This window comes from Streptomyces sp. NBC_01241 (genome assembly GCF_041435435.1).
Taxonomy (GTDB): Bacteria; Actinomycetota; Actinomycetes; order Streptomycetales; family Streptomycetaceae; genus Streptomyces.
This window is the reverse complement of record NZ_CP108494.1, coordinates 4,915,021-4,934,009: the sequence shown is the minus strand read 5'-3', so window position 1 is coordinate 4,934,009 and position 18,989 is coordinate 4,915,021. Positions and strand designations below refer to the sequence as shown.

Here is an 18,989-nt window from a genome sequence, read left to right as displayed (position 1 = left end):
TGACATGTATCAGCTGGAGGTCTATACCAGCTAGGGATGAAAGGGGTCCGCCCGTGCCGCACCGCATCGCAGTCCTGGCCCTCGACGGGCTGCTCCCCTTCGAACTAGGCATCCCCCAAAGGATATTCGGCCGTTCGCTCGGTTCGGATCCGCGCACCAAGGGCCGCAATCTCTATGAAGTCGTGACCTGTTCCGTCCGCCCGCCGGGCCCGGTCCGCACCGACGCGGACTTCACGATCACCGTGGAACACGGCCCGGAGGCCCTGGCCACCGCCGACACGGTCGTGATCCCCGCCAGTTACGAACTCGGCCCCGTCTACGCGGAGGGCAGGCTCACCGACGAACTCGCCGCCGCGTTCGCGCACATCAGGCCGGGCACCCGGATGGTCTCCATCTGCACGGGCAGTTACGTGCTGGCCGCGGCCGGATATCTCGACGGGCGGCCCGCCACCACGCACTGGTCCTCCGCCGACCATTTCCAGCGGCTCTTCCCCAAGGTCCGCGTCGACCCGGACGTCCTGTTCATCGACGACGGCGATGTCCTGACCTCCGCCGGAGTAGCCGCCGGAATCGACCTCTGCCTGCACATCGTGCGCCGCGACCACGGCACCGCCGTCGCCAACGACGTCGCCCGCCGCACGGTCGTACCGCCACACCGGGACGGCGGGCAGGCGCAGTACATCCAACGACCGGTGCCCGAGACGCAGTTCGCGGCCACCACCACCGCGCGCGCCTGGGCGCTCGGGCGGCTGGAGCGACCGATCCTGCTGCGCGACATGGCGCAGCAGGAGTCGATGAGCGTACGGACGTTCACCCGCCGCTTCCGGGAGGAGGTCGGGGTCAGTCCCGTCCAGTGGCTGACCCGGCAGCGGGTCGAACGGGCCCGGCAGCTGCTGGAGTCGACGGACCTGTCGATCGACCAGGTGGCACGGGACGCGGGCTTCGGGACACCCACCTCGCTGCGGCAGCATCTCCAGGCGGCGCTGGGGGTGTCACCGACGATGTACCGGCGGACGTTCCGGGCCGGCCGGAGCTAGTGCCCCAGCCGCATCCGGCTGATCACGCGGCGCGGCGGGGGCACCGCCGTCCCCCGCCACCTCAGCCGGCCCGGGAGGACAGCGGGGCAGCCGGCCGACCGACCGGCTACTCGTCGCCGAGGGTGCCGGCCAGTCGCTCACGGGAGCGACGGATGTGGCTGCGCATCGCCGACTCGGCCACTTCGGCGTCGTGTTCGCTCAGCGCTTCCAGAATCCGTGCGTGCTCCCGACAGGTTTCGGCGACCATGTCGTCGCGGAAGTGCAGCCGGTACAGGTGGGCGTGCGCGTGGAGCCGGTCGAGCATCTCGCGCATCAGAGCGCTGCCGCACACCTCGGCGATCCGGGCATGGAAGAGCGAGTCGTGGTACATAAAGGCGCGACGCGCATCCCGGTCGGCAGGGGGCCGGACTTCGCGCATCCGGGTGAGGTGTTCGTCGAGAGCGGCCAGGTCGGCCTCGCGGATACGGTGCGCCGCTCTGGCGGTCGCGGCCGGCTCCAGCAGGATACGCATCTCGAACATCTCGCTGAACTGCACGGCATTCAGCAAGGGGGCCGCGGTGTAGCCGGCGAGGGAGCGCCGCGCGAGCAGTCCCTCGGCCTCCAGGCGCGCCAGTGCCTCCCGGACAGGGGTGGGGGAGACATCGAGCTCCTGGGCCAGTGCGTTGATCTTGACCTTGCCGCCGGGCTCGATGTCGTGATCGACCAAGAGCTGCCGCACCGCGTCGTAGACCGTGTCCGTCAGCATCTGGCGCGGCGCCACGCCTTCCGCCATCTCGCCACCTCATCCCGATCAACTACCGTCAATCATAGATCCTACACGATTTCGCACTATGCGCGTAGCGCGTCCGGAGTCCGCCCGCCGCGTCGGCCGCAAGGGCCGCACGGCTTCACCGCAACGCCTCCCGTCAGCCAAGGCGCCACCTGAGGGCCGATTTAGCCGATGGACGCGAACACCATCCGCGAGCCACGTTTCCGCTTGGTAACGGATCTTGACCGCGCTGGCCGGCGTACCCCATGGTTCTCCTTAAAATATACGATCCGTGATTCGAAGTGAGAACCATGAAGCGTGCACACGCGAGACCTGCGACGCTCATCGCCGGGATGTCCGTTCTCCTGCTGGCGGCGACCGGCTGCAGCACCAAGGGCGGCGACGCCCCCGCCGGACAGGCCCGGGGCAGCGCCACCCCCGTGTCGGCGGTCAAGATCGCCCTGGTCCCGGGCGGCTCGCACCCGTACTTCCAGCCGTGGCGGAACGCCGGCACGAAGGCGCAGAGCGACTTCGGTCTCGGCGGCGTGACCTTCAACGAGACCGCCGAGTGGAACCAGGCCAAGCAGAACGACCTGCTCACCTCACTCGCCGCCCAGGGCTACACCGCCTTCGGCGTGTTCGGTGTCTCACCGACCGACATCAACAGCACGTTCACCGACCTGAAGTCCAAGGGCTTCGCGGTGGCTTCGCTCGGCTCGTGCCCGGCCGGCACCACGAACAACGCCGACTTCTGCCTGTCGACGGACGTAGAGCAGGCCGCCTACAGCGCGGCCAAGGCAACCATCCAGGCCATGGGCGGGAAGGGCACCTTGGTCCACCTGACCGGTATCAATGCCGACTCCAACACCCAGCGCCGGATCACCGGCGTGAAGAAGGCCATCGCCGAGACCGGTGGCAAGGTCACGCTGCTCACCACGGTCACCGATGTCGACACCGACCTGCAGACCGCGCAGAAGGCTGTGTCCGACCTGCTGACCGCCCACGGCAGCAAGATCAACGGCATCGTCAGTACCGCGTACAACCCGGCCGTGGCCGCGGCGGCGGCGGTCAAGGCCGCCAAGCTGCCGATCAAGGTTGTCGCCATCGACGACGACCCCAAGATCCTGGCCGGCCTCAAGGACGGCTCGATCGCGGCCACGGTCGCCCAGAACCCCGTCGGCCAGGCCTACGTCGGCGCCTGGGCGCTCGCGCAGTTGCAGAGCAAGAAGTGCACCGTGAGCAAGCCGGGCAGCGTCATCGACTCCGGCTCGTTCGTGGTGACCAAGGACAACGTCGCCACCTACGACGCCGACCGCCAGGCGAAGACGACACAGCTGCAGAACGACTTCAGGACCACCGTCCTGTCGTGCTCCTGACGCCGGAGAGACGCACAGATGACCAAGATCATTGAAACCAAGGCGTATCTCGTCGACCTCGAGGTCGAGACCGAGCGCACGGACGCGGTCCAGTCGTTCCTCAAGCAGGAGACCATCTTCGTCGAGCTGCGCACGGACGACGGCGCCGTCGGGATCGGCTACTCCTACACGATCGGCACCGGCGGCAGCTCGGTGCTGGCGATGCTGCGCGAGCACCTGCTGCCCCGGTTGCACGGCCAGGACGCCCGGCAGGTCGAACACCTGTGGAACGACCTGTTCGCCTCCACCCGGGCCACCACGACCGGCGCGATCACCTCGCTGGCGCTGGCAGCGGTCGACACCGCCCTGTGGGATCTGCGCTGCCTGCGCGCCGCGGAGCCGCTGTGGCGCCTCGCCGGCGGCTTCCGCCGCGAGATACCTCTGTACGACACCGAGGGCGGCTGGCTGCACCTCTCCACCGCCGAACTCGTCAAGGGCGCGCTCACCTCACAGGCCGCGGGCTGGCCGGGCGTGAAGCTCAAGGTGGGCAAGACGCGCATCGAGGAGGACGTGGAACGGCTGCGGGCTGTGCGCGACGCGGTCGGCCCGGCCCTGGACATCATGGTCGACGCCAACCAGTCGATGACCGGCGCCGAGGCCCGTCGTCGTGCGGCCGCCTTCGAACCGATCGGCCTCAGCTGGTTCGAGGAACCCCTCCCCGCGGACGATGTCGAGGGGCATGCGACCCTCGCCCGCTCGACCTCGATCCCCGTCGCGGTCGGCGAGTCCCTGTACTCGGCCGCGCAGTTCCGTGAGTACCTGGCCCGGGGCGCGGCCTCCATCATCCAGGTGGACGTCGCCCGGGTCGGCGGGATCACCCCCTGGCTGAAGGTCGCACACCTCGCCGAGACCTTCAACGTCCATGTCTGCCCGCACTTCCTGATGGAACTGCACGTCTCGCTGGTGGCCGCGGTGCCCAACGGCCGTTACGTCGAGCACATTCCGCAGCTGCGCGCCATCACGAGCAGCGAGCTGACGATCCGCGACGGCTACGCCGTGGCGCCCGACCAGCCCGGACTCGGCATCGACTGGGACCCGGACGCGATCGAGGACCGGAGGGTGGCATGACGGCACCGACCGCCGAACTCGATGACAGCGCGGCCGACGCCGCCGGGCCGCAGGCGGCACAGCCGGCGAGGCGCGGCCGCTGGAACGCCGGCACCGTGCAGCGACTCGGGCTGCTCGTGGTGATCGTGGGGCTGATCCTGGCCTTCGGTTCCGCCAACGCCGCGTTCTACGACGAGCAGCTGACCGTGTTCCCGATGCTCCGTCAGATCTCCATCGTCACCGTGGTGGGCCTGGCCCAGCTGGCCGTGATGTCGATCGGCCACATGAACCTGGCGGTGGGCCGGATGGCCGCGTTCTCCGCGATGTTCATGGGCCTGGCCTACCAGAACTGGGGCCTGCCGCTCTACCTGGGCCTGCTGATCGGCCTGTTGGCGGGTGCCGCGATCGGTGCATTCACCGGCTGGACGATCGCCGTGACCCGGGTGAACTCCTTCGTCGTCACGCTCGCCATGGACTTCGCCCTGCTCGGACTGGTCTCGCTGGTCTACGCCCAGACCACCACGGCGGCCGCGTTCACCGCCAAGCCCGCCGGCATGGACGCCCTGCGCACCTACTCGCTCGCGGAGGTGTGCGCGGGCCCGGTGTGCGGCTCACCCGCAGTACCGCAGCTCCTGCTCTTCACGCTGGTGGCTATGGCGCTCACCGGCTACCTGTACCGGAGCACCCGGCCCGGACGCGAACTGCTGCTGGTCGGCTCGAACATCACCGCGGCCGAGCTGTCCGGTATCCCGACCGGACGCAGGGTGATCGCGGCACACGCGCTGTCCGGGGCGCTCGCCGCGCTGGCCGGCTTCATGCTCGCGGTGACCACCGGATCGTTCACTGCCAACATCGGCGCGGACTTCATGCTCCCCTCCTTCCTCGGCCCGGTGCTGGGCGGGACGCTGCTCACCGGCGGCGCGGTGTCCATCATCGGCACTCTGCTGGGCACCACCCTCACCCAGGTGATCCGACAAGGCCTGGTCCTGCTGGGCGTCGGGCTGGAGAGCCTCAACATCTACCTCGGCGCGACCCTGCTGCTGGCGCTGTCCACCGACCGCATCAGGAACGTGCTCCTCTCGCGAAGGGCGGTGAGCCCCCGATGAGCGTTCTGAGCCGGTTCGGCCGCTCGACCGAAATGACCCTGCTCACCATCGGCGTACTCGGGTTCGCTCTGCTGGCCATCGACTCGCACGGCGATCTCCTGCAAGGAAGCTCCATCCGGAACGTCCTCGTGTATCTGACCGTGCCTCTCCTGATCGGCCTGGCACAACTGGTGGTCATGGCCGCCGGGCAGATGAACCTGTCCGTCGGAGCGCTCGGTGGGTTCCTCGCCGTACTCACCGCGAGCCTGATGGCGGACCACGGAGTTCCGGCGCCGCTCGCGGTCCTGATCGCGGTCGCGTCGGGAGCTCTGGTCGGCGCGCTCAACGGCGCACTGGTGGTGGCCACCCGGATCAACGGGTTCATCGTCACGCTCGCCACGATGACCATCCTGCTCGGCGTGCAGTACCGGCTGGTCGGCACCCGGACCATCAACGTGGACTCGGCGGGCCTGCGCCGCCTCGGCACCGCGGCCGTGCTGAACATTCCCGTCATCCTCGTCATCGCACTCGCCGTCGCCGGTGCACTCGCCTTCTTCCTGAGGCGCGCCGTGGCGGGGCGGCGTCTGCTTGCCTCCGGCGGCAATCCACTGGCCGCGCAGCTGTCCGGCATCTCCAACGACCGGGCCCTGATCCTGGCGCACACGCTGTCCGGGCTGATCATCGGCATCGCCGCGGTCGTCACGGTCGCCTCGGCCCCGGGCGTCAACAAGAGCATCGGCGGTGACTGGATCCTGCCCAGTTTCGCCGCGCCGATCATCGGCGGTGCCGTACTGGCCGGCGGAGCGGTCTCGGTCCTGGGCACGGTGCTCGCGGCATTCATCGTCCGGACCGTCGACATCGCCCGCGCCCAGTTCTCACTCGACCCGAGCTGGGTCAACTTCACGGTGGGAGCGGTCGTCCTCGGCACCGTTGTCATCGGCCGGATCCGTGAGACCCGGCACACCAGTGGACGCGGCAACAGGAGCACGGCATGACCTCCACCGCCACCCCCGGTCCGGCCGCACCGCTGCTGCGGGCGGAGCGGCTCGTCAAGACCTTCCCCGGCGTCAGGGCGCTGGACGGCGCGAGCCTGACCTTGGAAGCCGGCTCCGTGCACGCCCTGCTGGGCGAGAACGGCGCGGGCAAGTCGACGCTGATCAAGATCCTCACCGGGCTTCACCGCCCCGACGGTGGGAGCCTGTCCGTGGCCGGGCGCCCGATCGTCCTGCACTCCACCGCGGACTCCGTCAAGGCCGGGATCGCCGTGGTCCACCAGGAGCGCAACCTGATCCCGGAGTTCTCGGTCGCCGAGAACATCATGCTCCGTCAGGTACCCAGCAGGGGCGGGCTCGTGGACCGCGGCGCCGTACGCGCCGGAGCGCAGCGCAGTCTCGACCAGCTCGGCCTCAGCCTCGATCTGGACGCCCCGGTCAAGGGACTGTCGGTCGCGCAGCGACAGCTGGTGGAGATCGCCAAGGCGCTTTCCACCGAGAGCCGGGTGCTGCTCCTGGACGAGCCGACCTCGGCGCTCACGCTGGCCGAGGCCGACCGTCTCCTCGAGGTGGTCAGACGGCTGCGCGAACAGGGAACCTCGATTCTGCTCGTCAGCCACAAGCTGGAGGAGGTGTTCGCCGTCTGCGACACCGTCACCGTGCTGCGCGACGGAGCCTCGGTCCTGGAGGCGGCGCCGCTGTCCGAGCACAGCCAGGACGATGTCGTCTCCCTCATGGTCGGCCGCTCCCACATCGCGGCGCGGTTCGAGCCCCGCCCCCTTCCGTCCGAGGAGGGGGTGCCGGCGCTGGAGCTGGAAGGGGTCTGCACCGCCACCGGTCACCGGGACATCTCGCTGAGCGTACGAGGAGGCGAGATCGTAGGACTCTACGGTCTCGTCGGAGCAGGGCGCACGGAACTGGCCAAGGCCCTGCTGGGAATGGACCGGGTGGTCTCCGGCGAGATCCGGGTGAAGGGCGAACCGGCCCGGATCAAGGACGTACGCCGGGCCCTGGGCACCTACGGCATCGGCTATGTGCCGGAGAACCGCAAGGAGGAGGGCCTCTTCCTCGACCAGGCGATAAGCATGAACATCGCGGTCACGGTGTGGCGGCGGATGGCTCGCGTTCTCGGCTTCGTTCCGCGGCGGCGAGAGCGCGAACTCGCGCTGACGTACACCGAGCGGCTCGGCATCCGCAGCTACGGGCCCGACCAGCTCGCCGGAAACCTCTCCGGCGGGAACCAGCAAAAGGTCAGCCTCGCCAAGTGGCTGGCCGCCAACACCGAGATCCTCATCATCGACGAGCCGACGGTGGGGATCGACATCCGCACCAAGACGGCCTTCCACCAGCTCATCCGGCAGCTCGCCGAGGATGGCCTCGCCATCCTGCTGATCACCAGTGATCTCCCCGAGATGGTCGCGCTGGCCGACCGCATCGCGGTGATGCGGGACTTCCGGATCACCGGAACGATCGCCAACGACCATGAGTACGCGTCGACCAGCCGAGCCGTCATCGGGCTCATCCACGGGCGCGACCCGGTCCCCCACGAGCTCTCCCCCCACTGATCCCGTTTCACCGTCACCACAGTCCATGGCAGTGCACTGAGCCACTGGTGGAACCCGCGGCCCGGCTGCGAATCCGCAGCCGGGCCGGGGGCCGGACAACCCCATTCGCGACCCCTCGGGTCGCCCCTCGAAGAAAGGCGGAACGACGTGAGCGTCGACATGACCGGGCTGTGCGCCCTGGTCACCGGCGGTGCCTCCGGTATCGGACTGGCCACCGCCCAGCAGCTGAGCGAGCGCGGAGCATCGGTGGCCGTGCTCGACCTCTCGATCGAGCACCTCGCGGCGCCGCTCCGGGGATTCCGTGCGGATGTCAGCGATGCCGCCGGTGTCGGCCGGGCCGTCGAGGCGGCAGCCGAAGCACTGGGATCGATCGACATCCTCGTCAACAACGCCGGAATCGGCGCGGCCGGCACGGTCGAGGACAATCCCGACGAACAATGGCACCAGGTCCTTGACGTCAACGTGCTGGGCGTGGTCCGCACCACCCGCGCCGCGCTTCCCTATCTGCGGAGGTCGAAGCACGCCGCCATCGTGAACACCTGCTCGATCGCAGCGACCGCCGGCCTGCCCCAGCGGGCGCTGTACTCGGCGAGCAAGGGCGCGGTGCTCTCGCTCACCCTGGCGATGGCGGCCGACCATGTCCGCGAGGGCATCCGCGTAAATTGTGTCAACCCCGGCACGGTAGACACCCCGTGGGTGGGCCGGCTGCTGGACGCAGCTGACGATCCGTCGGCCGAGCGCGTGGCGCTCAACGCCCGTCAGCCGACGGGGCGTCTGGTCACCGCCGAGGAAGTGGCGGCCGCGATCGTCTATCTCGCGAGCCCTGCGGCGGCGTCGGTCACCGGTACGGCGCTGGCCGTCGACGGTGGCATGGCCGGGCTGCGGCTCCGCGCGGCAACGTCATGAACGGCCGATCCGACCCGGGCACGGAGGCGCTGGGGCACAGCCGCGCCACGGTCAGCCGCCTGGGCTTCGGCGCGGCGGCGATCGGCAACCTGTTCGACCCGGTCAGCGAGGAGGCCGCCGCGGCCGCCGTCGACGCGGCCTGGAACGAGGGCTTCCGCTACTTCGACACCGCGCCGCACTACGGACTCGGGCTGTCCGAGCGTCGCCTCGGGGCGGCCCTGGCGGGTCGTCCGCGCGCGAGTTTCACCGTGTCGACGAAGGTCGGCCGGCTCCTGGAGCCACTCTCGCACGTCCAAGGAGACGACCTGGCCAACGGGTTCGCGGTCCCCGCGACGCACCGGCGGATCTGGGACTTCAGCGCCGACGGCGTACGGCGCAGCATCGAGGACAGCCTGCTGCGCCTGGGGATGGACCGCATCGATGTCGCCTACCTGCACGATCCGGACGATCACGCGGAGCAGGCCCTGGAGGAGGCTTATCCTGCGCTGGAACGCCTACGTGCGGAAGGGGTCGTGGCCGCGATCGGGGTCGGGATGAACCAGACCGGCCTGCTGCACCGCTTCGTCCAGGACACCGACGTCGACGTGGTGCTGCTGGCCGGCCGCTACACGCTGCTGGACCACGGCGCGCTCGACGACCTGCTGCCGACTGCCCTGGAGCGCAGCGTCGCCGTCGTCATCGGCGGAGTGTTCAACTCGGGAGTTCTCGCCGACCCCCGGCCCGATGCGACCTATGCCTACGCGCCCGTGCCGCCGGAGATCCTGGTCCGCGCGATGCGCATCAAGGAGGTCTGCGCACGGCATGACGTGCCGCTGCGCGGGGCTGCGCTCCAGTTCCCGTTCGGGCATCCGGCGGTGGCAAGCGTTCTGGTCGGGGCCCGGTCGGCGGCCGAAGTCCGGGACGCCGCACGACTGCTGGACCGGCCGGCCCCGGCCGGTCTGTGGCCCGACCTTCAGGCGTCCGGGCTGTTGCCTGCCTCCGTCCCGACACCGAAGGGCAGCTGACGATGCGCATCGCCTCGTTCGTCATGTGCTTCGACCCTGGCCGTCGTCGTGGACCACTCCCCGAAGTCGCCGTGAACGCCGCCCGCTCCGTCCAGACACCTGCACCTGTCCCCAACGCACCAGAGGTGATCCGCACGTGATACCGGATCCGATCGTCGACGCGCACCACCATGTCTGGGACCTGTCCGTGCGCGACCAGCCCTGGCTCATCGGCGAGGCCCTCGAACCGATCCGGCGCAGTTTCACACTGGCCGACCTGGAGAGCGAGGCCGCCACGACCGGGGTCACCTCGACCGTGCTCGTGCAGACGATCGCCGTCGCCGCCGAAACCCCCGAGTTCCTCGCGTTCGCCGCAGCGAGCCCGCTGGTGGCCGGGGTTGTCGGCTGGGTCGACCTCACGGCGCCGGACGTCGCGGACACCATCGACTCCCTGCGGGGGCTACCGGGAGGCGAGAAGCTGGTCGGCATCCGCCACCCGGTGCAGGACGAGGCGGACCCGGACTGGCTGCTGCGCCCGGACGTCTCCCGCGGACTGGCCGCTGTCGCCGCGGCCGGCCTCACCTACGACCTGCTCATACGGCCGCCGCAGTTCCCCGCAGCCGTACAGGCCGCCGCAGCCCTGCCCGGACTCGCCTTCATCGTCGACCACCTCGGCAAGCCTCCCATCGCGGCAGGCGAACTGCACCCATGGGCCAAGGACATCAACGCGCTGGCGGCGCTGCCCAACACCGTGTGCAAACTCTCCGGCATGGTCACCGAAGCCGACTGGCAGGCCTGGTCCCCGCACGACCTGTATCCCTTCGCCGAGACGGCGCTCCAAGCGTTCGGACCGGACCGGCTGATGTTCGGCTCCGACTGGCCGGTCTGCCTGCTCGCGGCCTCCTACGAGGACGTGGTCAACGCCGCCAGGACGCTCACCGGCTCGCTGAGCCCGGCCGAACGAGCAGCCGTCTTCGCCGGAACAGCGACCCGGGTCTACGGACTTACGGAAGGAAACCGGTGAACGACATCACGGGCGGTGACGTCCGCCGGATCGCGTCGGTGATCCGCCTCAAGCCGGAGAAGCGGGAGGAGTACCTGCACCTGCACGCCGATCCCTGGCCCGGCGTTCTCGACCGGCTCCGGGCGTGCAACATCGCCAACTACTCGATCTTCCTCCACGGGGATCTCCTGTTCAGCTACTTCGAGTACCGGGGGTCCGACTTCGAGGCGGACATGGCCTTGATGGCCCAGGACCCGGTCACCCAGGAGTGGTGGAAGCTGACCGACCCCTGCCAGGAACGCCTTCCCGGGACACCCGAGGGCCGCCAGTGGACCGAGATCCCCTCGGTCTTCCACATGGACTGACCGCCCCACTGCGAACTCCCCACTACGAAAGGACATCTGAGATGAAGCTGCTGCGCATCGGCCCCGCCGGGAGCGAGCGCCCGGCGATCCTGGCGGCGGACGGACGGCTGCTGGATCTGTCGGCCGTCACGACGGACATCGACTCCGCGTTTCTGGCCTCCGGCGGCGTGGCCCGGGCCCGCGCCGCCATGGAGGCCGGGCAACTGCCGGAACTCCCCGCCACCGGACGAATCGGCGCACCGGTCGCCCGGCCGGGCAAGGTCGTGTGCGTCGGCCTGAACTACCGGGACCACGCGGAAGAGACCGGCGCGGCGATCCCGACGCGGCCGGTCGTCTTCATGAAGGACCCCGGCACCGTCGTCGGCCCTCACGACCCGGTGCTGATCCCTCGCGGATCGACCAAGACCGACTGGGAGGTCGAACTCGCCGTCGTCATCGGCAGCCGCGCCCGCTATCTCAGTTCGCCGGACCGGGCCGCCGACGTGATCGCGGGGTACGCGATCAGTAACGACGTCTCCGAGCGGGAGTTCCAGCTGGAGTACTCCGGGCAGTGGGACCTCGGCAAGTCCTGCGAAACCTTCAACCCACTCGGCCCCTGGCTGGTCACTGCCGACGAGCTCGGCGACCCGCAGTCGCTCACCCTCGGGCTGTCTGTCAACGGCGTGCCGCGACAGGACGGCAGCACCAAGAACATGATCTTTGATGTGGCGTACATCGTCTGGTACCTGAGCCAGTACATGGTTCTCGAACCCGGTGATGTGATCAACACTGGAACCCCGGCAGGCGTCGCCCTCGGGCTGCCGGGAACTCCCTACCTGCGCCCGGGCGACATCGTCGAGCTAGAGATCGAAGGACTCGGCACCCAGCGCCAGATCTTCGCACAGGCATGAAGACCAGCGGTCCACCGACGCCGGCCGTGGCCACAGCACAAGGCTCTCGCCGATCACCTTGATCGCCTTGACCGCGAGGACGTCGACCACGCCGGCGGCGCTGCACCCGAGCAGTTCGCCGGCCTCGTCCAGGATCGCGGGCACCGCCCGCTCCCCGCGTTCCGCAGCGTCGACCGGCTCTGCGGCAGCGAGTGGCCAACCCGCCGCCCCGCGCATCCCTCACGCCCCAGGACCACCGGACCCGTCCGGCCCCGGTCAGGCAACCGGCCCCGACATCACGCTTCAAGTCCAGGTAGCGAACCGGCCTCCTCGCCAGGGGAAGAAACCTCAAATCATATAGGATTTACCATTGCGGGAAGGAAGGATGGGCGTGCCGCCAAAGGTGCGCCCGACATTCACGAGGCCGGTTCGGATGCCCCCTCGGCGGCACCCGGACTCCCCGGGCGGCAGGCACCGGCCGGCAGCCACGAAGCCCTCAAGCCCCTACCAGCAGGCCCTGCACGCTACTGCGGCCAGTACGGCGAGGGCGCCTGGGCGCGGCCTGCGCACCGAGGCCTGCAGGACGGCGGGCTTCAGCCGGTCCCGAGCGGATCTTTCCCGCCCCACATCTTGACGTTCTCCCGTAGACGGCAAATCATATAGGAAACCCGGCTACCCCGTAGCAGGGAAACCTTCCCATACCTTCGACAGCACGGTCGATCGGCGCTCCGGCGATCGCCGTACCTACGACAGCCGCAAGAACGCTCCGCCACCCGGCAGCGGGGTGCGCAATCCCGCGTCCGGCATACCCGCCACTCGGAGCAGAACCTTCCACGGCGGCCACGCGGCGCGCACCGTGTGCACCACCCCGGCGCTCACGGATCCACCCCGCTCTGTAATCGGGCGGCGGATGCGTTGTCGACGCAGAGGGGCCCGTGCATGTCCTCACCCGTCGATCCGGACAGGGTGAACCGCTCGGCCCTGCCGTCGCGGTTCACCTCACCCATCACTGCACTGCGAGTCAGACCGCAATCCCCCACGGACACACGTGTGAGGCGCCCGATCTGCCCGGTTCGGCGCCTTACGGAGGCTCGGGGAGCTGCACCTCGGTGCCAAATCTCCTCCCCATTGCTCAACTCCACCAGCAGGTAATGGCACAGGGCACGTTGAGGAATCTCAAAAGGGGCCGTTGCACGACGAAGAGCCCCAAGGACCGAAAGGAGCTGGCCTTGACCGGCAGCAATGGCATGACGCGGCGCAGAGCGCTCACGACGATATCGGTGGCTGTGGCCGCCACCTCCCTCAGTGGACCGGCGGCCCTGGCCGCCACCTCTTTCGGTGAACCGGCGGCCGCCGATCACCCGACCGGACCGTCCTCCCCCGATTTCCAGGCAGCGATCCAGCCGGTCGACCCATCGGTGCAGATCTTCGGCACCGATGGCTGGTACACCTGGGGCGGCTCCCCCATCCGCGGCCGCGACGGAGCGTACTACCTCTTCTATTCACGCTGGCAGCACGGTTCGGCCGGCCGCGGCCCCGACCCCTCGGAGAAGATCTTCCACGGCTTCAGCGGTTGGCTGAAGTACAGCGAGGTCGCCGTCGCGGTCTCCCCGGGCCCCCAGGGTCCGTACCGGCACTTGCGAACCGTCGTTCAGGGTTCGGGGGACCCCGGCCGCTGGGACCTTTACAACGCGCACAACCCGCACATCCGCTACTTCCGAGGCCGCTACTACCTCTACTACATCGCCAACAACCCGGCGAACACCCCCGAGCCGTGGTACTCCAAGCAGCCCTCCCTCTGGCTGCAATACCATGCCGGCCAGCGCATCGGTGTGATCAGCGCCCGCACCCTGGAGGACCTGATCGCCGGCCGCGGTACCCGCAGCGACGTCCCCATCGCCGGCCCCGACTACGTGAACACCTTCCAAATGGTGGTCAACCCGTCCGTCACCGAGGCCCCCGCCGTGGGCGGTCGGCCCCGCTTCCTCATGACGTACAAGACCTGGAACGCCAAGGGCGTCTACATCACCGTCGTCGGCGAGTCCGACCGTCCCGAGGGTCCCTTCCCTTACACCGCCACCGCCCTGGGCACGACCGAGACCCAGGCGGAGGATCCGTATCTCTGGTACGACCGTGCCGACCGCCGCTTTTACGCGATCGTCAAGGACTTCTATGCGGGAGCCGACCGGTCCAAGGCGCTCACTCCCCAGTACGGGGCGCTCGGCCTGGTCACCTCGGCGGACGGCCTCGCATGGGAGCCGGCCGAGCACCCGTTGGTCTCGCTGAGGCAGTTGAGGCTCACCGACGGCTCGCTGATCACTCTCGGTTCGCTGGAGCGACCCCAGCTCCTCTTCGACCACAACGGCCGCCCGATAACACTGCATGCCGCCATGGCCCGCGGCAGCAACGCCGCTGGATCCCAGAACGTCGCCATCCCGCTGCGTTGGTCGTAAGAACGCAGTCCGTGATGCCGTATCAGCGCCTGCAGAGGTACGGCCGATCGGGGAGTGTCATGAATGAGGCGTGAGCAGGTGGCCGGCCTGTTGGGGCGCTGCCGACGCCGGACGAACCGGCTCACCGACCTGCTCGGCTCCGTGGTCAAGGAGTGCGCGGGCCGGGCGGGCGCCCGCCTGTCCCGCGCTCTGGCGGCCGCGGTGTGGCGCTCGGCCGCTCTGCGGATGCTCATGCGGCTGCCGTTGCCCTCGCTCCGGGCGCCTGTGCCGCTCGGAAGGTCGTCGCCGCAGGTCACGCCGCGTATCTGTACTCGTTGACGAGGCCGCCGAGGGTCCGGGTGCGCAACAGCCTGTGGGTGTCGATACGCCGACCTGCCGCCCGCCCAAGTGCGGGCGGCAGGAGCTATCTCGCCGGCCTCCATCTCCGCACCTCGATGATCTGGATCGACGACCTCCTGCCGGCGATTGGTTGATCACAACATCACACAGGCCTGATGCCCTTCCGCCTCAGAAGACCAGCACCCCCCGCGCCACCCGGCCGTGGTGCGCGTCGTCCGCCGCCTTGGCGAAGTCCTCCACCGGGTAGGTCTCGGTGACGAGTTCGTCCAGCAGCAGCCTGCCCTCCCGGTACAGCTCCGCGTAGAGCGCGATGTCCCGCTGCGGGCGCGAGGAGCCGTACCGGCAGCCCAGAATCGACTTGTCCAGGAACAGCGACGAGACGAGGAACGAGGCCTCCGCCGTCGCCGCGGGAACGCCCAGCAGGACCGCCTGGCCGTGCCGGTCCAGCAGGTCGACCGCGGTACGGATCAGTTCCGTACGGCCCACGCACTCGAAGGCGTGGTCGGCGCCGCTCGGCAGGATCTCCCGTACGCCGTCGGCCGACGTCAGGAAGTGCGTCGCGCCGAACTGCCGCGCCACCGCCTCCTTCGCCGGGTTGGCGTCGACGGCGGCGATCGTCAGGGCGCCCGCGATCCGGGCCCCCTGGATGACGTTGAGCCCGATGCCGCCGGTGCCGATCACCACGACGGAGTCGCCCCGGTCGACCTTCGCCCGGTTGAGTACGGCTCCGACTCCCGTCACCACCCCGCAGCCGATCAGGGCTGCCGAGGTGAACGGCAGGTCCGCCGGGATCTTCACCGCCTGCACGGCCTTGACCAGGGTCCGTTCGGCGAAGGCCGAATTGGACGCGAACTGGTACAGCGGTTTCCCGCGCCGCGAGAACGGCTGTCCCGGCATCCCGATCGCCTTGCGGCACATCGTCGGCCGGCCCCGGTCGCACTGGGCGCACGCCCCACAGCTGGCCAGTGTCGACAGCGACACATGGTCGCCGGGCACCACATGGCCGACGCCCGCACCGACCGCCTCGACCACGCCCGCGCCCTCGTGCCCGAGCACCACCGGCGACGGAAACGGAATCGTCCCGTCGATCACCGACAGATCGCTGTGGCACAGTCCGGCCGCGGCCACCGCCACCAGCACCTCGCCGGGGCCCGGATCGCGTATCTCCAGATCGTCGACGACCTCGGTCCGTCTGCCGTCGAAGACGACGCCTCTCATCTCGGCTCCCTCGGTAGGCCGAGCGCTCGCTCGGCGATGATGTTCCGCTGGATCTCGTCCGAGCCGCCGTGGAGGGTGTCGGACCGGGTGAACCGCCATGGCCGGGGGCTCCGCCTCTGAGCCCCCGCTCCTCACAGGCCGGAGGAGCTTGTTCTGTTCGGCCGTGCCTTCGCAGCGGCCGCCTCGGCCATCTCCTCCAGCCGCGCCAGCATCGGCATCGGGTCCGAGCCCACCGTCCCCGGCAGGAAGTCCGCGATCCGTTCCGGGGTCCACGCCCCGTCCGCGTACCCGGCCCGCAGCTCCCTCGGCTGGGCCCAGACCGCGATCTTCGGGCCGGCGATCGTGTACACCTGGCCGGTGATCTTCTCCTTGCGGGCCCGCTCACTGAGCAGGTAGACGACGAGCGCCGCCACATCCTCCGGCTCGCCGATCTCCTTGAGTTCCATCGGCACGTTGGCGGACATCCGGGTACGGGCGACGGGTGCGACGGCATTCGCCGTGACGCCGTACTTGTGCAGGCCGAGCGCCGCGCTCCGTACCAGCGAGATGATCCCGCCCTTCGCGGCGCTGTAGTTGGCCTGGGCGACGCTGCCCTGATGGTTGCCGCTGGTGAAGCCGATCAGTGTGCCGCCGTCCTCCTGCTTCCGCATCACCGCCGAGGCGGCCCTGAAGACGGTGAACGTGCCCTTGAGGTGCGTGGCGACCACCGGGTCCCACTCCTCCTCGGACATGTTGAACAGCATCCGTTCCCGCAGGATGCCCGCCACACACACGACCCCGTCGATCCGCCCGTACTGTGCGAGCGCCGTGTCCACGATCCGCTGCCCGCCCGCCATCGTGGAGATGTCGTCGGCGACGGCCACCGCCGTACCGCCCGCCGCCTCGATCTCCTTGACGACGGACTCGGCTATCTCGCTGCTCGGCTCGCCGCCCTCGATGGACACGCCGTAGTCGTTGACGACGACTCTCGCCCCCTCGGCCGCCGCCGCGAGCGCGACCGCCCTCCCGATGCCGCGCCCGGCTCCGGTCACGGCCACCACTTTGCCTGCCAAGAAGTTCCCCATGTCCGGCCCCTTCCCGCGGTTTCTGACGGACCGTTAGATTTTATGGGCCATGAGGTCCACGAACACAAGCCCCGGGAGGCTCCATGTCACTGCCGGCCGAGTTCCACGACATCGCCAAGCGGGTGAACAACTGGGGCCGTTGGGGCGCCGACGACGAGATCGGCACGCTGAATCTGATCACCGACGCGGTCGTACGGGAGGCGGCCGGCGCCGTCCGCACCGGGCTGCGCGTGCCGCTCGCGCTGCCTCTCCAGCAGGACGGCGTCCAGAGCGGACTGATCCCCGGGCGGATCAATCCGCTGCACACCATGATCCAGATCAATCAGGAGCTCTTCGGCCCCGGCACCGTCGCCACCAGCGACGACACGGCGGTCCTGAGCCTCCAGACGGCCACCCACTGGGACGCCCTCACTCATGCCTCGCACTCGGGGAAGATCTACAACGGCCGCCCGGCCGCCACGATCACCGCCCACGACGGAGCGCGGTTCAGCGGGATCGACAAGGCGCCGCACATCGTCTCGCGCGGGGTACTGCTCGATGTGGCTCGCGCTCACGGTCTGGACAGGCTGCCCGGCGACCACGCCGTCACCCCGGAGGACCTGGACGCGGCCGAGGATCTGGCGGGGGTCCGGGTCCGGGCCGGTGACATCGTGCTCGTGCGGACGGGGCAGGTGCAGGTCTACCTGGCGGGCGACAAGCAGGCGTACGGCTATCCGTCGCCCGGCCTCTCGATCCGGACGCCCGAGTGGTTCCGGGCGCGCGATGTGGCGGCGGTCGCCAACGACACCCTGACCTTCGAGATCTTCCCGCCCGAGATCGAGGATCTGTGGCTGGGGGTGCACGCGCTGGACCTGGTCGAGATGGGCATGCTGCAGGGCCAGAACTGGAACCTGGAAACGTTGTCCACAGCCTGTGCGGACGAGGGGCGCTCCAGCTTTCTGCTCTCCGCGATGCCGGAGCCGTTCGTCGGCGCCACCGGCACCCCGGTCGCCCCGGTCGCCATCCTCTGAAGACGCTCGGACCGGCGCCGGACCGCTCGGATCGGCGCCGAATCAGCTGCTTTAACCTTTATCCAGCTACTTTGACCTCTATGCGGGATTCGTCACAGCGTGCGACGTCTTGCGCGCTCCGAGGTCCGCATCGCCCGCGCCGTGAACGCCCGGTACGGCCTGGATCAGCGCGGCGTCCCGGTCGACCTCGCACCAGATGCGCTTGCCCGCGCCCTCCGGCTGCCAGCCCCAGCGGTCGGCGAGGCCGTCGACGAGCTCCAGGCCCCGGCCGCCGGTGTCCTCGCCCTCCGCGTGGCGCTGCTGCGGCGGGCGGCAGCTGGCGTCGGCCACCTCGACCCGTACGGTCCCGGCCGTCCCCGCCGTGCCCGTCGAGCCGAACAGCATGTGCAGCACGGCCGGGCACCCGGTGTGGACCACCGCGTTGGTGACCAGCTCCGAGATCAGCAGGATGAGCGTCTCGGCCAGCGGCTCGTCGTCTCGTATCCCGGACCCGACCAGTCTCGATCGCGCCCATCTGCGGGCCCGCCCGACCTCTGCGGGATCCGGCCCGACCTCCAGCTGAACCTGAAGCACCTGCACCGCTCACACCATCCGAACCGGCGGACACATCGCCTCGCGCCTCCTCAGGGTCACGGAACGTGATTCCCTTACGAGACAGCATGGTTGACGTACAGTCACCGCAACAAGCGCTTCGGGCATATTCCAGCGCGAAGGAGTACGCGTGGTACATACTGTGCGACGCGCGCTGCGGGAAGTCGAACAGAGGCGCATCGAGGCCGTGGGAGTCGCCCTCCGGGCAGACTCGGCGCTTCTGCGTGGAAGGCGATCAGGGCATCTCTTCCGGACCGGAGCCGCCCCACGGGCAACACCCGGATTACCCGGTTCCAGAT

Annotated in this window: 19 protein-coding genes and 1 pseudogene; 14 read left to right on the top strand and 6 right to left on the bottom strand. The window is 69.4% G+C overall.

The features are described 5' to 3' along the window. Positions 1 to 53: 53 nt before the first annotated feature. Positions 54 to 1,037 carry a GlxA family transcriptional regulator gene (locus OG306_RS22055; protein ID WP_371665577.1) on the top strand — a complete coding sequence of 328 codons (984 nt, stop codon included), beginning with the start codon at positions 54 to 56 and terminating at the stop codon, positions 1,035 to 1,037. Between the two features lie 106 nt (positions 1,038 to 1,143). Here the strand turns inward: OG306_RS22055 and OG306_RS22050 are convergent, their stop codons facing one another. Next, positions 1,144 to 1,809: a GntR family transcriptional regulator gene (locus OG306_RS22050; protein WP_266747807.1), complete on the bottom strand. Its 666-nt coding sequence runs from the start codon at positions 1,807 to 1,809 to the stop codon at positions 1,144 to 1,146. Between the two features lie 287 nt (positions 1,810 to 2,096). Here OG306_RS22050 and OG306_RS22045 point away from each other — a divergent pair, with 287 nt between their 5' ends. The 10 genes from OG306_RS22045 to OG306_RS22000 all read left to right on the top strand — a co-directional run bounded on the left by OG306_RS22045 (position 2,097) and on the right by OG306_RS22000 (position 12,036). Continuing rightward, a complete protein-coding gene (locus OG306_RS22045) occupies positions 2,097 to 3,161 on the top strand; it encodes a sugar ABC transporter substrate-binding protein (protein ID WP_266747806.1) in 1,065 nt (354 codons plus the stop codon). Between the two features lie 18 nt (positions 3,162 to 3,179). After that, positions 3,180 to 4,268: a mandelate racemase/muconate lactonizing enzyme family protein gene (locus tag OG306_RS22040; protein ID WP_266747805.1), complete on the top strand. Its 1,089-nt coding sequence runs from the start codon at positions 3,180 to 3,182 to the stop codon at positions 4,266 to 4,268. After that, positions 4,265 to 5,353 carry an ABC transporter permease gene (locus OG306_RS22035; protein WP_266747804.1) on the top strand — a complete coding sequence of 363 codons (1,089 nt, stop codon included), beginning with the start codon at positions 4,265 to 4,267 and terminating at the stop codon, positions 5,351 to 5,353. The genes OG306_RS22040 and OG306_RS22035 overlap by 4 nt, the downstream gene beginning before the upstream one ends. Further along, positions 5,350 to 6,327 (top strand): ABC transporter permease, encoded by a 978-nt coding sequence (locus OG306_RS22030; protein WP_266747803.1) that lies wholly within the window; start codon positions 5,350 to 5,352, stop codon positions 6,325 to 6,327. Before OG306_RS22035 ends, OG306_RS22030 begins: the two co-directional genes overlap by 4 nt. Then, a complete protein-coding gene (locus tag OG306_RS22025) occupies positions 6,324 to 7,889 on the top strand; it encodes a sugar ABC transporter ATP-binding protein (protein WP_266747802.1) in 1,566 nt (521 codons plus the stop codon). Before OG306_RS22030 ends, OG306_RS22025 begins: the two co-directional genes overlap by 4 nt. 159 nt (positions 7,890 to 8,048) lie before the next feature. Next, positions 8,049 to 8,795 (top strand): SDR family NAD(P)-dependent oxidoreductase, encoded by a 747-nt coding sequence (locus tag OG306_RS22020; RefSeq protein WP_371666264.1) that lies wholly within the window; start codon positions 8,049 to 8,051, stop codon positions 8,793 to 8,795. Further along, a complete protein-coding gene (locus OG306_RS22015; RefSeq protein ID WP_266747801.1) occupies positions 8,792 to 9,799 on the top strand; it encodes an aldo/keto reductase in 1,008 nt (335 codons plus the stop codon). Before OG306_RS22020 ends, OG306_RS22015 begins: the two co-directional genes overlap by 4 nt. 136 nt (positions 9,800 to 9,935) lie before the next feature. Further along, positions 9,936 to 10,802 carry an amidohydrolase family protein gene (locus tag OG306_RS22010; protein ID WP_266747800.1) on the top strand — a complete coding sequence of 289 codons (867 nt, stop codon included), beginning with the start codon at positions 9,936 to 9,938 and terminating at the stop codon, positions 10,800 to 10,802. Further along, positions 10,799 to 11,146: an L-rhamnose mutarotase gene (locus tag OG306_RS22005; protein ID WP_266747799.1), complete on the top strand. Its 348-nt coding sequence runs from the start codon at positions 10,799 to 10,801 to the stop codon at positions 11,144 to 11,146. The genes OG306_RS22010 and OG306_RS22005 overlap by 4 nt, the downstream gene beginning before the upstream one ends. 41 nt (positions 11,147 to 11,187) lie before the next feature. Next, a complete protein-coding gene (locus tag OG306_RS22000; RefSeq protein WP_266747798.1) occupies positions 11,188 to 12,036 on the top strand; it encodes a fumarylacetoacetate hydrolase family protein in 849 nt (282 codons plus the stop codon). On the opposite strand, the gene OG306_RS21995 is transcribed toward OG306_RS22000, so the two are convergent. Next, positions 11,986 to 12,180, bottom strand: a complete 195-nt coding sequence (locus OG306_RS21995) for a hypothetical protein (RefSeq protein ID WP_266747797.1) — start codon at positions 12,178 to 12,180, stop codon at positions 11,986 to 11,988. The two genes, OG306_RS22000 and OG306_RS21995, sit on opposite strands and share 51 nt — an antisense overlap. 1,064 nt (positions 12,181 to 13,244) lie before the next feature. On the opposite strand from OG306_RS21995, the gene OG306_RS21990 reads away from it, so the two are divergent. Together OG306_RS21990 and OG306_RS21985 are read left to right on the top strand one after the other, a co-directional pair. Further along, positions 13,245 to 14,468, top strand: a complete 1,224-nt coding sequence (locus OG306_RS21990) for a glycoside hydrolase family protein (RefSeq protein WP_266747795.1) — start codon at positions 13,245 to 13,247, stop codon at positions 14,466 to 14,468. 63 nt (positions 14,469 to 14,531) lie between these two features. Continuing rightward, positions 14,532 to 14,786, top strand: coding sequence for a hypothetical protein (locus OG306_RS21985; protein ID WP_266747794.1), 255 nt, complete (start codon positions 14,532 to 14,534; stop codon positions 14,784 to 14,786). Between the two features lie 189 nt (positions 14,787 to 14,975). On the opposite strand, the gene OG306_RS21980 is transcribed toward OG306_RS21985, so the two are convergent. The 3 genes and pseudogenes from OG306_RS21980 to OG306_RS21970 all read right to left on the bottom strand — a co-directional run bounded on the left by OG306_RS21980 (position 14,976) and on the right by OG306_RS21970 (position 17,089). After that, positions 14,976 to 16,025 (bottom strand): Zn-dependent alcohol dehydrogenase, encoded by a 1,050-nt coding sequence (locus OG306_RS21980; RefSeq protein ID WP_266747793.1) that lies wholly within the window; start codon positions 16,023 to 16,025, stop codon positions 14,976 to 14,978. After that, positions 16,022 to 16,129: pseudogene (locus tag OG306_RS21975) on the bottom strand (hypothetical protein); the annotation flags it as partial. The gene OG306_RS21980 and the pseudogene OG306_RS21975, both read right to left, overlap by 4 nt. Before the next feature lie 27 nt (positions 16,130 to 16,156). Continuing rightward, on the bottom strand, positions 16,157 to 17,089 hold the full coding sequence (locus tag OG306_RS21970; protein WP_266747792.1) for an SDR family oxidoreductase: 933 nt from the start codon (positions 17,087 to 17,089) through the stop codon (positions 16,157 to 16,159). An 83-nt stretch (positions 17,090 to 17,172) separates the two neighbouring features. On the opposite strand from OG306_RS21970, the gene OG306_RS21965 reads away from it, so the two are divergent. Then, positions 17,173 to 18,099, top strand: a complete 927-nt coding sequence (locus OG306_RS21965; protein WP_266747791.1) for a cyclase family protein — start codon at positions 17,173 to 17,175, stop codon at positions 18,097 to 18,099. 78 nt (positions 18,100 to 18,177) lie between these two features. Here OG306_RS21965 and OG306_RS21960 read toward each other — a convergent pair whose 3' ends face one another. Beyond that, positions 18,178 to 18,678, bottom strand: coding sequence for an ATP-binding protein (locus OG306_RS21960; protein ID WP_266747790.1), 501 nt, complete (start codon positions 18,676 to 18,678; stop codon positions 18,178 to 18,180). Positions 18,679 to 18,989 lie beyond the last annotated feature (311 nt).